The sequence below is a fragment of the Streptomyces sp. NPDC030798 genome (assembly GCF_055572275.1).
The window spans coordinates 111,725-124,315 of the sequence record NZ_JBVIDR010000019.1; the positions used below are offsets into that span (position 1 = coordinate 111,725).

At 71.4% G+C, this 12,591-nt stretch carries 9 protein-coding genes; 3 read left to right on the forward strand and 6 right to left on the reverse strand.

All coding sequences use genetic code 11. From position 1 onward, the window contains the following. Positions 1-2 precede the first annotated feature (2 nt). From ACZ404_RS33535 to recQ, 3 genes are all read left to right on the forward strand, one after another. Positions 3-1,574 carry an NADH-quinone oxidoreductase subunit M gene (locus ACZ404_RS33535; protein ID WP_468446564.1) on the forward strand — a complete coding sequence of 524 codons (1,572 nt, stop codon included), beginning with the start codon at positions 3-5 and terminating at the stop codon, positions 1,572-1,574. Further along, positions 1,571-3,220 carry an NADH-quinone oxidoreductase subunit NuoN gene (gene nuoN, locus ACZ404_RS33540; protein WP_468446566.1) on the forward strand — a complete coding sequence of 550 codons (1,650 nt, stop codon included), beginning with the start codon at positions 1,571-1,573 and terminating at the stop codon, positions 3,218-3,220. Before ACZ404_RS33535 ends, nuoN begins: the two co-directional genes overlap by 4 nt. A gap of 201 nt (positions 3,221-3,421) precedes the next feature. Then, positions 3,422-5,425, forward strand: a complete 2,004-nt coding sequence (gene recQ, locus ACZ404_RS33545; RefSeq protein ID WP_468446568.1) for a DNA helicase RecQ — start codon at positions 3,422-3,424, stop codon at positions 5,423-5,425. 214 nt (positions 5,426-5,639) lie between these two features. Here recQ and ACZ404_RS33550 read toward each other — a convergent pair whose 3' ends face one another. The 6 genes from ACZ404_RS33550 to ACZ404_RS33575 are packed head-to-tail and all read right to left on the reverse strand — an operon-like array spanning position 5,640 to position 12,581. Continuing rightward, positions 5,640-8,417: a fumarate reductase/succinate dehydrogenase flavoprotein subunit gene (locus ACZ404_RS33550; protein ID WP_468446570.1), complete on the reverse strand. Its 2,778-nt coding sequence runs from the start codon at positions 8,415-8,417 to the stop codon at positions 5,640-5,642. An 11-nt stretch (positions 8,418-8,428) separates the two neighbouring features. Next, complete coding sequence (locus tag ACZ404_RS33555) at positions 8,429-9,229, reverse strand: ABC transporter ATP-binding protein (protein ID WP_468446572.1); 801 nt, start codon at positions 9,227-9,229, stop codon at positions 8,429-8,431. After that, positions 9,213-10,139 carry an ABC transporter permease gene (locus ACZ404_RS33560; RefSeq protein ID WP_468446574.1) on the reverse strand — a complete coding sequence of 309 codons (927 nt, stop codon included), beginning with the start codon at positions 10,137-10,139 and terminating at the stop codon, positions 9,213-9,215. The genes ACZ404_RS33555 and ACZ404_RS33560 overlap by 17 nt, the downstream gene beginning before the upstream one ends. Next, complete coding sequence (locus ACZ404_RS33565; RefSeq protein WP_468446576.1) at positions 10,136-11,479, reverse strand: ABC transporter substrate-binding protein; 1,344 nt, start codon at positions 11,477-11,479, stop codon at positions 10,136-10,138. Before ACZ404_RS33565 ends, ACZ404_RS33560 begins: the two co-directional genes overlap by 4 nt. Positions 11,480-11,515: 36 nt before the next feature. Beyond that, entirely contained in the window at positions 11,516-11,743 is a 228-nt protein-coding gene (locus ACZ404_RS33570) for a 4Fe-4S dicluster domain-containing protein (protein ID WP_030790138.1), read from the reverse strand. 46 nt (positions 11,744-11,789) lie between these two features. Then, the gene (locus ACZ404_RS33575; protein WP_468446578.1) at positions 11,790-12,581 is read right to left on the reverse strand and encodes a GntR family transcriptional regulator; all 792 of its coding nucleotides are present in this window, start codon (positions 12,579-12,581) and stop codon (positions 11,790-11,792) included. Positions 12,582-12,591 lie beyond the last annotated feature (10 nt).

The following is a 12,591-nucleotide window of genomic DNA, read 5'->3' on the forward strand; positions in this document are numbered from 1 at the left end:
CGATGTCCTTTCCTCTGCTGACAGCGACGGCGGCGCTCCCGGCGCTCGGGGCCGTCGCCACGGCCGCCGTACCGGCCGCGCGGCGCACCGCCGCCAAGTGGCTGGCGCTGGTCGTCTCGCTCGCCACGCTCGCCCTGGCGATCACCGTCCTGGTCCGCTTCGACCCGGGTGGCGCCCGCTACCAGCTCGCCGAGTCGCATGCCTGGATCGCGGACTTCGGCGTCCGCTACGAACTGGGCGTGGACGGCATCGCGGTGGCGCTGATCGCGCTGACCGCCCTGCTGATCCCGTTCATCATCCTCGCCGGCTGGCACGACGCCGATCCGCTGGAGACCGGCAGCCGCCGCTGGCGGCCCACGCAGGGCTTCTTCGCGCTGATCCTCGCCGTCGAGGCGATGGTGATCATCTCCTTCGAGGCCACCGACGTCTTCCTCTTCTACATCTTTTTCGAAGCCATGCTCATCCCGATGTACTTCCTCATCGGCGGCTTCGGGGACCGTGCCCACGAGCACGGCGAGGAGACGGCCTCGACGCAGCGGTCGTACGCGGCGGTGAAGTTCCTGCTCTACAACCTGGTCGGCGGACTGATCATGCTGGCCGCGGTGATCGGCGTCTACGTGGTCGCCGGGAACTTCTCGCTCCAGGAGATCGCCCACGCGCGCGCGACCGGCTCGCTGCACATGGCGACCAGCACGGAACGCTGGCTCTTCCTCGGCTTCTTCTTCGCCTTCGCGGTGAAAGCGCCGCTGTGGCCGCTGCACACCTGGCTGCCCAACGCCATGCAGGAGTCCACCGCCCCGGTCGCCGTCCTCATCACCGCCGTCGTCGACAAGGTGGGCACCTTCGCGATGCTCCGCTTCTGCCTCCAGCTCTTCCCGGAGGCGTCGAAGTGGGCGACACCCGTCATCCTCGTCCTGGCGCTGATCAGCATCATCTACGGCGCGCTGCTCGCCGTCGGCCAGCGGGACATCAAGCGCCTGGTGGCCTACGCGTCCATCTCGCACTTCGGCTTCATCATCATGGGCATCTTCGCGATGACCAGCCAGGGCCAGTCCGGGGCCACGCTCTACATGGTCAACCACGGCATCTCCACGGCCGCGCTGCTGCTGGTCGTCGGCTTCCTGATCTCGCGGCGGGGCTCGCGGCTCATCTCCGACTACGGCGGTGTGCAGAGGGTCGCCCCGGTGCTCGCCGGCACCTTCCTGATCGGTGGCCTCGCCACGCTCTCGCTGCCCGGCCTTGCGCCGTTCGTGAGCGAGTTCCTGGTTCTGGTCGGCACGTTCACGCGCTACCCGGTGATCGGCATCATCGCCACCTTCGGCATCGTCCTCGCGGCGCTCTACGTCCTCGTCCTGTACCAGCGGACGATGACGGGCCCGGTGAAGCCGCAGGTCTCCGCGATGCCCGACCTGAGGGTGCGCGAGCTGGTGGTCGTCGCGCCGCTGATCGCGCTGCTGATCTTCCTGGGCGTCTACCCGAAGCCGGTGACGGACATCGTCAACCCGGCGGTCAAGCAGACCATGTCCGACGTACACAAGAAGGACCCCAAGCCCGAGGTGGAGGCGGCCAAGTGAGCGCAGTAGCCGTCCACAGCCTGTGGACAACCGCGGCCGATCCGATCTCGAAGATCGACGCGCCGAAGATCGAATACGGACAGCTGTCGCCGACCCTGATCGTCCTCGGCGCGGCGCTGGTCGGGGTGCTGGTCGAGGCCTTCGTCCCGCGCAGGTCCCGCTACTACGCGCAGGTGTTCGTCTCCGTCGTAGCGTTGTGCGCCGCGTTCGCCGCGGTCGTCGCACTCGCGGCCGACGGGTACGGCACCACGAAAGCGCACATCGCGGCCATGGGGGCGATCGCGGTCGACGGACCGTCCCTGTTCCTGCAGGGCACGATCCTGCTGGCCGGCCTGGTCGGCCTGTTCACCTTCGCCGAGCGGCGCCTGGACCCGGCGGCGCACGGCAACCGGGTCGACTCCTTCGCCGCCCAGGCCGCGTCCGTGCCGGGCAGCGACAGCGAGCAGGCCGCGGTGAAGGCCGGCTTCGCCACGACCGAGGTCTTCCCGCTGCTGCTCTTCGCGATCGGCGGCATGCTGGTGTTCCCCTCGGCCAACGACCTGCTGACGCTGTTCGTGGCCCTGGAGGTCTTCTCCCTGCCGCTGTACCTGCTGTGCGCCCTGGCCCGCCGCAAGCGGCTGATGTCGCAGGAGGCCGCGGTCAAGTACTTCCTGCTCGGCGCGTTCGCCTCGGCGTTCACCCTGTTCGGCATCGCCCTGCTGTACGGCTACGCGGGCTCGGTGTCGTACGCGCGCATCGCACAGGTCGTCGACGGCACCGCCACGAGCATCGACCCGGCGCTCGCCAACACCATGGGCAACGACGCGCTGCTGCTGATCGGCGCCGCCATGATCGTGATGGGCCTGCTGTTCAAGGTGGGCGCGGTGCCGTTCCACATGTGGACGCCCGACGTCTACCAGGGCGCGCCGACCCCGGTCACCGGCTTCATGGCGGCAGCGACGAAGGTGGCGGCCTTCGGCGCGCTGCTGCGCCTGCTCTACGTCGTCCTGCCCGGCATGCGCTGGGACTGGCGGCCGGTCATGTGGGCGGTGGCGATCGTCACCATGCTGGGCGGTGCGATCGTCGCCATCACGCAGACCGACATCAAGAGGCTGCTGGCGTACTCGTCCATCGCGCACGCCGGATTCATCCTCGCGGGTGTCATCGCGACCTCGAAGGACGGCGTGTCCTCCGTCCTGTTCTACCTGGCCGGGTACTCGTTCGTGACGATCGGCGCCTTCGCGGTGGTCACGCTGGTGCGGGACGCGGGCGGCGAGGCGACGCACCTGTCGAAGTGGGCGGGCCTCGGCCGCCGCTCGCCGCTGGTGGCGGCGGTGTTCGCGGTGTTCCTGCTGGCCTTCGCCGGTATCCCGCTGACCTCCGGGTTCGCCGGTAAGTTCGCCGTGTTCAAGGCGGCGGCGGACGGCGGCGCGGCCCCGCTGGTCGTGATCGGTGTGATCTCCTCGGCGATCGCCGCGTTCTTCTACATCCGGGTGATCGTGCTGATGTTCTTCAGCGAGCCCAAGCCGGACGGTCCCACCGTGGCCGTGCCCTCGCCGCTGACCATGACGGCGATCGGTGTCGGCGTGGCGGTCACACTCGTCCTCGGTGTGGCACCCCAGTACTTCCTGGACCTCGCGAGCCAGGCGGGAGTGTTCGTGCGCTGAGTCCCCCGCGGGCGGCACACGGCCCCGGTCCCTCCTCCGAGGAGCCGGGGCCGTCGCACGTGCGGGCTCTGGCCCGATGTGCTGATACGACAAGTTCTCGCACCTGTGGACAACGGGCAGGCCGTATCGGTGCGGGCGCCTATCGTGGACGCAGCGGTCGAGGAACGACGCACGGGGGACCGGTACCACGGGGGCACGACGATGAGCGCGACGGGCGGGATCAGCAAGATGCCAAGGATGACCGAGAGGCCGGAGGCGGCCGACAGCGAGGCGCTGGCCGCGCTGCACCGGGTCTTCGGATACGAGGCCTTCCGCGGCGAGCAGGAAGCGGTCATCGAGCATGTGGTGGCCGGCGGCGACGCCGTCGTCCTCATGCCGACCGGCGGCGGCAAGTCGCTCTGCTACCAGATCCCGGCCCTGGTCAGACCGGGTACGGGCGTGGTGATCTCCCCGCTGATCGCGCTGATGCAGGACCAGGTGGACGCCCTGCGGGCGCTCGGGGTGCGGGCCGGCTTCATCAACTCCACGCAGGACTTCGACGAGCGGCGGGTGGTCGAGGCCGAGTTCCTCGCGGGCGAGCTGGACCTGCTGTACCTGGCACCGGAGCGGCTGCACGTCGAGGCCACGCTCGACCTGCTCTCCCGGGGCAAGATCTCCGTCTTCGCGATCGACGAGGCGCACTGCGTGTCCCAGTGGGGCCACGACTTCCGCCCCGACTACCTCGCGCTGTCCCTGCTCGGCGAGCGCTGGCCGGACGTGCCGAGGATCGCCCTCACCGCGACGGCCACACACGCCACCCACCAGGAGATCACCCAACGGCTGCACATGCCGGCGGCCCGCCACTTCGTGGCCAGCTTCGACCGGCCCAACATCCAGTACCGGATCGTGCCCAAGGCCGACCCCAGGAAGCAGCTGCTCTCCTTCCTGCGGGAGGAGCACGCCGGTGACGCCGGAATCGTCTACTGCCTGTCCCGCAACTCGGTGGAACGCACCGCCGAGTTCCTGAGCAGCAACGGCATCGAGGCCGTGCCCTACCACGCGGGCCTCGACGCGGGCACGCGTGCGGCCCACCAGGCCCGGTTCCTGCGCGAAGAGGGACTGGTCGTCGTCGCGACCATCGCCTTCGGGATGGGCATCGACAAGCCGGACGTACGCTTCGTCGCCCACCTCGACCTGCCCAAGTCGATCGAGGGCTACTACCAGGAGACGGGCCGCGCGGGCCGTGACGGTCTGCCCTCCACCGCCTGGATGGCCTACGGCCTCAACGACGTCATCCAGCAGCGCAAGCTGATCCAGTCCGGCGAGGGCGACGAGGCGTTCCGCCGCCGGGCCTCCGCCCACCTCGACGCGATGCTCGCCCTGTGCGAAACCGTCCGCTGCCGGCGCGGGCAGCTGCTGGCCTACTTCGGTCAGGAGCCCCCCGCCGCGGGGTGCGGCAACTGCGACACCTGCCTGACCGCACCGGAGACCTGGGACGGCACCGTCGCGGCCCAGAAGGTGCTGTCGACGGTGGTACGGCTGCAGCGCGAGCGCGGGCAGAAGTTCGGCGCCGTGCAGATCGTCGACATCCTGCTCGGCAAGCGCACCGGCAAGGTGATCCAGTTCGACCACGACCAGCTGTCCGTCTTCGGGATCGGCGACGAGCTCACCGAGGCCGAGTGGCGGGGCGTCATCCGGCAGCTGCTGGCCCAGGGGCTGCTTGCGGTCGAGGGCGAGTACGGCACGCTGGTGCTCACCGAGGCGAGCGGCTCGGTGCTCCGGGCGGAGCGGGAGGTGCCGCTGCGCAAGGAGCCCAAGAAGCCGGCCGTCTCCCGCTCGGGCTCGGGTGCCTCCGGCCGGGGCGACCGCAAGGCCAGGACGGCCGCGGCCGAGCTGCCCGATGAACTGCTCCCCGCCTTCGAGGCCCTGCGCGCCTGGCGCGCCGAACAGGCGCGGGAACAGGGCGTCCCGGCGTACGTCATCTTCCACGACGCCACCCTGCGGGAGATCGTCTCCCAGTGGCCCGGCTCGGTGCGGGAGCTGGGCACGGTGAGCGGGGTCGGTGAGAAGAAGCTGGCGACGTACGGGGAAGGCGTGCTCGAGGTCCTGAACTCTCTGAACGGCCCGGGCTCCGCGGACGGCGGCGCTGCGCCCGACCCCGCTGAGTCCCCGGCGGACGACTGGCCCGGGCCGGGGGAGGAGCCTGCGCCGGAGGACTGGATATAGGCCGACCGGGGCCCTGCCGGATACGGCCGGCGGGCGAGACCCGGTGGACGACCGGCCGCTGGCCCACGCGAGGAGCAAGCGGGCCTGGCGGCCGGGACCACCGACTACGGCCCCGCCCGGTGGTCGGCAGACGTGACGGCGACCGGAAGGACCGGCTCGGCTCCGCCGGACCGCGACTGAGGCCCAACAGAGCCGGTTCGGCGGGCGACGTGGCTCACCGTCCCCGAGCCGCATAGGCCCGGACGTCCGCGTCCGAGTCGGTCGTGGCGGTGGCCAGGGCCGCGCGGGCCTCGGCGGTGGCGTTGTGCCGGGTCAGCGCCAGCACCGCCGCCTTGCGCACGTCGGCATTCGGATCGGCGAGTGCCTTGGCCAGTGCCGGGACGGCTGTGTCGGCGGGCGTGACCGACAGCGCGGTGGCGGCGCCGGACCGGACCTGCCAGGCCGGGTCGGACAAGGCGGCGACGGCGCGCGCGGCGAGCGGCCCTGGGCAGCCGGCCGTGGCCAGTGCGCCCAGTGCGGCACCGCGCACCAGCGGATCGGGGTCCTCGGTGAGCCGGTCGAGGGCGCCGGTGAGCAGCTCCCTGGCCTGCGGTTCCAGAAGAGCCGAGCTGACCGCGGCCAGTGCCTTGGCCACGGTGACGCGGACCTCCCGGGAGGGATCGTCCGCGGCACCCGTCAGCGGCCCGGCCGCGTCGACCGAGACGAGGGCGCGCACCGCCTCGACCCGGACGGCGACGTCGACGTCGTCCAACGCGGCGGCGAACACTTCTGCCTTGCCGAGCCTGAGCGCGCGCAGGACATCGAGCGCGGCTGCGCGGACGACGGGGTCGGGCACGGTCAGCGCACCGATGAGGGCGGCGCCCAGGGCGGGCTCGGACGGAAGGGTCTCGACGAGCTCGCGCAGTGAAGCCGCGGCGGCCGCGCGGACCTCGGAGTCGGGGTCGGCGAGCGCACCGGCCAGGGCCTGCCCGCTGCCGGGCGGCACGGTCTCGGTGAGGACCGAGACGGCCGTACGGCGAACCGCGGGGTCGGGGTCGGACAAGTAGGGCTCGAGGAGACCGAGTTCCGGCTGCTCCTCGGCCAGCTCCAGCAGCTGCAGAAGCCGGGGTGAGGCGGTGTCCGGGGCGCCGGCCCGCTCGACGGACTCGGTGACGCGGGTGGACGTCGGCCCGGTGGCGACCGGCGCCACATCGCGCGGTCCGGCGGTGGCGACGTCCTCGGGACGGACCTCGCCCAGCCGCCGGGAGGACCCTCCGGCCGGGGAGAAGCCCTCGACCGGAACCAGATAGGGAGCCACGGGACGGGCCGTGAACTCCATCGCACCAGAGGGGGACTTGTGCAGATCGAGATGGTGGAACCAGGAGGCGTCGTCACGCCGGGGGTGGTCGATGCGGTCGTGATAGAGCCCCCAGCGGGACTCGGTACGGGCGAGGGAGGCACGGGCGGCCATCTCGGCGCAGTCCCGGATGAACGTGACCTCGGCGCAGCGCATCAGCTCGTGCGGGGTGCGGGCACCCATCCCGGCGACCTCGGCGCGCATCCGCTCGAAGGCCTCCAGGGCGAGCGACAGACGGGCGCCGGACTTGGGCGGTGCCACGTAGTCGTTCACGAAGCGGCGCAGCTTGTACTCGACCTGGGGCTGCGGCGGGCCGTCCGGGTTGCGCAGCGGGCGGTAGATCAGCTCGTGCGCCTCGCGCACCTGGTCCGCGGGAAGCTCCCCTTCGTACGCCGTGAACCGGGCGGCGTCCGCACCGGCGAGGTCGCCGAAGACGAACGCGCCGATCATGTAGTTGTGCGGGACGCAGGCCAGGTCGCCGGCGGCGTACAGACGAGGGACGGTCGTACGGGCGTGGTCGTCGACGCGGACACCGGAGGCGGAGTGACCGCCGCACAGGCCGATCTCGGAGATGTGCATCTCGACGTCATGAGTGCGGTAGTCGTGCCCGCGCCCGGCGTGGAAGGTGCCGCGGGTGGGCCGCTCGGTGGAGTGGAGGATGGTCTCCAGGGCGGAGACCGACTCCTCGGGCAGGTGGCTCAGCTTGAGGTAGACCGGGCCGCGGTCGCTGGCGACCTCGGCGGCGAACTCGGCCATCATCTGCCCGGACCAGTAGTCGGAGTCGACGAAGCGCTCGCCGTGCCGGTTGACCTGGTAACCGCCGAACGGGTTGGCGACGTAGGCGCAGGCCGGCCCGTTGTAGTCCTTGATCAGCGGGTTGATCTGGAAGCACTCGATGCCGGTCAGCTCGGCGCCCGCGTGGTAGGCCATGGCGTACCCGTCACCGGCGTTGGTGGGGTTCTCGTAGGTTCCGTAGAGGTAGCCGGAGGCGGGGAGACCGAGGCGGCCGCAAGCGCCGGTGGCCAGGATGACCGCGCCCGCGCGGACGACGACGAAGGCGCCGGTGCGGGTGTGAAAGCCGACGGCACCGATGGCCCGCCCGTCGTCCGGCGCCGTCAGCACGCGCACCGGCATCAGACGGTTCTCGATGCGTATCCGCTCCCGCATCTCACGACGCCGCAGCTGCCGGTACAGGACCTTCTTGACATCCTTGCCTTCCGGCATCGGCAGTACGTACGAGCCGGAGCGATGCACCTGGCGGACCGCGTACTCGCCATGCTCGTCCTTCTCGAACTTGACCCCGTACGACTCCAGGCGCTGGACCATCGCGAAACCGCGGGTGGCGGTCTGCCGGACCGTGGACTGGTCGACGATCCCGTCGTTGGCGCGGGTGATCTCGGCGACGTAGTCGTCGGGCTCGGCCCGGCCCGGGACGACCGCGTTGTTGACGCCGTCCATGCCCATGGCGAGCGCGCCGGAATGGCGGACGTGGGCCTTCTCCAGAAGCAGGACGTTCGCTCCGCGCTCGGCGGCGGTCAGAGCGGCCATGGTGCCGGCGGTGCCGCCACCGATGACGAGGACGTCGCAGGTCAGCTCGTCGGCGTCGGTGAGGGCGGGGATCGTCGAAGGAGCGGTGGCGTGCGCGGGGGTGGTCACCGGGGTGCCTTTCAGGTGCCGAGCGAGGAGAAGACGGCGCGGCGCAGTGCCGCACGGGCCGGGTCGTCGAGGGCGCCGCGGTCACGCGGGCGGGGTACGTCCCGTACGGAGGTCACACGGCCGGAGCCGAGGAGGGCGACGCGGTCGCCGAGGAAGAGCGCCTCGTCGACGTCGTGGGTGACGAAGACGACGGTCGCTCCCGTGCCGCGCAACACGTCCACCAGCAGGTCCTGCATGCCGGAGCGGGTCTGCGCGTCGAGGGCGCCGAACGGCTCGTCCATGAGCACGGCCCGGGGACTTCCGGCCAGCGCGCGGGCGAGCTGGGCCCGCTGGCGCTGCCCTCCGGAGACCCGGTGCGGCAACTGCCGTGCTTGCGCGGCGAGTCCGACGCGCCGCAGCCAGGAATCGGCCTGGCTGCGGCGCCCGGAGCGCGGAACGCCCTTGATGGCGAGGGGCAGTTCTACGTTGGCGCGCAGCGTGCGCCAGGGCAGCAGGGCGTCCTCCTGGAAGACCAGCGCCCGGTCGGCGGACGGCCCGGTCTGCGGGCTGCCGTCCTGCTCCACCGCTCCGGCCAGCGGGGACAGCAGTCCCGCGAGCGTACGCAGCAGCGTCGACTTGCCGCAGCCGGAGGGTCCGACGACGGTGAGGATCTCACCGGCCGCCACCTCCAGGTCGACGTCGTGCAGGACGGGAGCGTCCGGCCGGCCGAGGACGGCGCCGCGCAGGGCGAGCCGGGTGCCGCGGACGCCTGCGGGTGCCGTCGGCACGGCCGTGGGCTCGACGGTCGCGACCGTCTCAGACGAGGTGCTCATCGCGCGCCTCCTCCTCGGTGTGGTCGTGGCCCTGGTGCTGGGCCTCGGGCTGGTACTCGGGATCGCGGTCGGCCTTGCCGGCGACCGGGGCGGCGATACCGGCCGGCGGAGTGCGGGTCCGGCCGCCGGGGACGTACGAGGTGCGGGGCAGCCAACGGGTCAGGCGCCGGCCGAGGAGTTCCACGGCCGTGGAGGTGACCCAGCCGAGCACGCCGATCGTGACCATGCCGACGAACACGCCGGGGTAGTTCACGATCGTGTAGTCCTGCCAGGTGCGGTAGCCGACTCCGTACTGGCCGGAGATCATTTCCGCGGAGATGACACAGATCCACGAGACGCCGATGCCGACCGACAGGCCGCCGAAGATGCCGGGCAGCGCCCCCGGCAGGACCACCGACCCGAGAATCCGCCACCGGCCGCCGCCCATGGTCCGCACCGCTTCCTCCCAGACGGGGGTCAGCGCACGGACGGAGTGCCGGGTGGAGACCAGCACGGGAAAGAAGGCGGCGGCGCAGGTGATGAAGACGATGCCCTGCTCGTTCGAGGGGAACAGGAGGATCGCGACCGGGACGAGGGCGATGGCCGGGATGGGGCGGAGGACTTCCAGGACCGGTCCGAGCAGGTCCTCGGCGAGGCGGGAGCGGGCCACGAGCACTCCGGTTGCCACACCCAGGACGGCCGCCAGCGTGAAGCCGGTCAGGATCCGGGTGAGGCTGTCGGTGAGGTCGGTCCAGTAGTCCGCCCCGGACAGCCGGTCGGCGAAGGCGCGGGCCACGTCGGTGACCGTGGGGAACTGCGAGAAACGCAGCCACACGTCGACGTCCAGAGTGGTCAGCAGCTGCCACAGGCCGAGCGCGGCGGCCAGGGAGGCCACTCGCAGCGCATACCGGGTGAGCGGACGCCGGGTCATGACGCCTGTCCGAGAGCGTCGGCGTAGGAGACCGTGCGGGCGCCGCTGTGAGCCGTGAGGTACGCCTGCGCGGTCGCCGGCGCCACGAACGGCAGGAACTGGTCGCCGTCGGCCACCCAGACCGCCTTGTCGGCGAACCAGAGGGTGCCGGTCGTGGCGTCGGGGACGTAGGCGGCGCGGATGCCGCTGCGGTGCTCGGCCACGTACGCCAGGAGTTGCTCCGGGGACTTGAAGGAGACCGTCTTCTCGCTGCCCTTGGGCCACGCCTCGCCGGCGGCCGGGGCGGGCGTGGCGGCGAGCCGCCGGGCGTAGGAGGCGCCGAGGGCCTTCTTCACGTACTGGTCGTCGACGAAGGAATCCACGTCGATGTCACCGGTCAGCTTGGCCGCCTTCAGCACGGACACGTCCTGCTTCAGCGCGGAGACGAGCTGCGGCTTGACGGCAGGGTCGAAGGTGGCGATGCCGTGGGCACCGTTGTAGAGGTACACGACCTCGGCCGGCAGCCCGGTGGCCTTGGCGACCTTCTCGGCGGCGGCCACCGGGTGGGCGTCGAGGTAGTCAGTGGCCTGCGCCTGCGCCTTGAGGAAGGCCTCGAGGACGGACGGGCGCTGCTTGGCGAAGTCCTCGCGGGCGGTGACGCCGTGGAAGGTGGGGAGATTCAGCTGCGCGCCGTCGTACAGGGCTTTCGCCTTGCCCTGGTACGCGAGCAGGCCCGGCCAGGCGACGAACTGCGACAGCGCGTCCACGCTGCCGGCGGAGAGCGCCGAGGCACCCACGGCGGGCTGCTGATTGAGCTTCGAGATCCCTGTGTTCGGGTCGATGCCGGCGCGCTGCAGGGCCCGGACGAGAGTGCCGTCGGCGGCGGAGCCGATGCTGGTCGACACCTTCTTTCCCTTGAGGTCCCGCAGGGAGGTGAGCTTGGAGCCCGGGGCGGTGACCACGGTGTTGAGGCCACCGCGCAGGTTGTAGCCGGTGACCGAGACCAGGTGGGTGGGGCGCCCGAGCTGCTTGCCGCGGGCCGCGTTGAGCAGCAACGGGAAGTCGCCCATCGAGCCGATGTCGATCTTTCCGGCGGTCATCTGCGCGGTGATCGGAGCGCCCGTGGCGTAGTCCTGCCAGTCGACCTTGTAGGTGTGGCCGTCGTGCAGGGAGTTCAGCTGCTTCTCGAAGTAGCCCAGGGAGCGGAGCAGTGTCCCCGCGGTGACGGTGTTGATGGTTTTGGACTGGTAGCCGACGGTCACGGTGACCGTGGAGCCGCTGCCCGCCTCCGCGCTTCCGCCGCAGGCGGACAGCGGGAGGAGGAGCGCGGCGGCGGACAGGGCAACTGCCGTGCGTTTCATGGTGGTTCGGCCTCTCACTGGAGCAGGTGTGCAGAATCAGCGGAGCAGGTAGGGCATGTTGACCGTGACGGCACCGGTGGGACAGCGGGCCGCGCACGGGCCGCAGTACCAGCACTCGTCGACGTGCATGTACGCCTTGCCGTTGCTCTCGTCGATGGCGAGGGAGTCCAGTGGGCACATGTCCACGCAGAGCGTGCAGCCGTCGATGCACTTCGACTCGTCGATGGTCACGGGCACGTCGGCCCGCTGGGGCACCAAGGGCATGGCTGTCTCCAGGAAACGTGCAGGCAGGGGTGTAGGCGGCGAGGGGCTAGAGCGACCGGTGGAGCAGGCCGCTCATGGTGATGCGGTCGCCGCGGAAGCGGATGAACTCCAGGTCGACGGGGCGGCCGTCGGCGAGATGCGTGAGGCGCTCCAGCATCAGCACCGCGGCGCCGCGCGGGGCTTGGAGCACGGCGGCGGAGTGGGTGTCCGCGTCCACCGCTTCCAGGGTGATCTCGGCGTGGCCGAGACGCTGGCCGGTGATGGCTTCCAGCAGGCGGAAGACATCGGTGTTCTCCAGGTCGGCGCCGAGCAGGGCGGTGCCGATGTCGAGCGGGATGTAGGTGAGGTCGAGGGAGAGGGGGAGGCCGTTCAGACGGCGCAGGCGTTCGATGTACAGGACGTCGGCGCCGGCCGTGACGCCGAGGCGTTCGGCCACCGGAGCGGGTGCGGGGGCGGGTCCCATGGTGCGGACCTCGTTGGTGACGCGGCCGTGTTCGCGGAGGGTTTCCGCGAGGCCCATCAGCCGGTCGAGCCCATGCGGGTACTTCTGGGCGACGACCACGGTGCCGACGCCCGGCAGACGCTCCACCAGCCCCTCCGCCCGGAGCAGGTCCAGGGCCTGGCGGACGGTGTTGCGGGTGGCGCGGTAGTCGGCGGCGAGGGTGGACTCGTGGGGGAAGGGGCCGTCCGCGAAGGCGCCGGTGAGGATCTGTCGGCGTACGAGGTCGGCGAGCTGCCGGGCCCGGTCCGCCCGCAGCCGGCGCCGCGCGCGGTGGGCGGCGACGGTGGTCGCGGCGCCCTGACCGGCGTGGTCACGGGGGCGGTCGGCGGGTGGCATGGCTGGAACC

Coding starts and splice junctions, on each gene's coding strand:
- ACZ404_RS33555 (WP_468446572.1), bottom strand. CDS start 9,229: ATGAGCACCTCGTCTGAGACGGTCGCGACCGTCGAGCCCACGGCCGTG.
- ACZ404_RS33565 (WP_468446576.1), bottom strand. CDS start 11,479: ATGAAACGCACGGCAGTTGCCCTGTCCGCCGCCGCGCTCCTCCTCCCG.
- ACZ404_RS33570 (WP_030790138.1), bottom strand. CDS start 11,743: ATGCCCTTGGTGCCCCAGCGGGCCGACGTGCCCGTGACCATCGACGAG.
- ACZ404_RS33575 (WP_468446578.1), bottom strand. CDS start 12,581: ATGCCACCCGCCGACCGCCCCCGTGACCACGCCGGTCAGGGCGCCGCG.
- recQ (WP_468446568.1), top strand. CDS start 3,422: ATGAGCGCGACGGGCGGGATCAGCAAGATGCCAAGGATGACCGAGAGG.
- ACZ404_RS33535 (WP_468446564.1), top strand. CDS start 3: ATGTCCTTTCCTCTGCTGACAGCGACGGCGGCGCTCCCGGCGCTCGGG.
- ACZ404_RS33560 (WP_468446574.1), bottom strand. CDS start 10,139: ATGACCCGGCGTCCGCTCACCCGGTATGCGCTGCGAGTGGCCTCCCTG.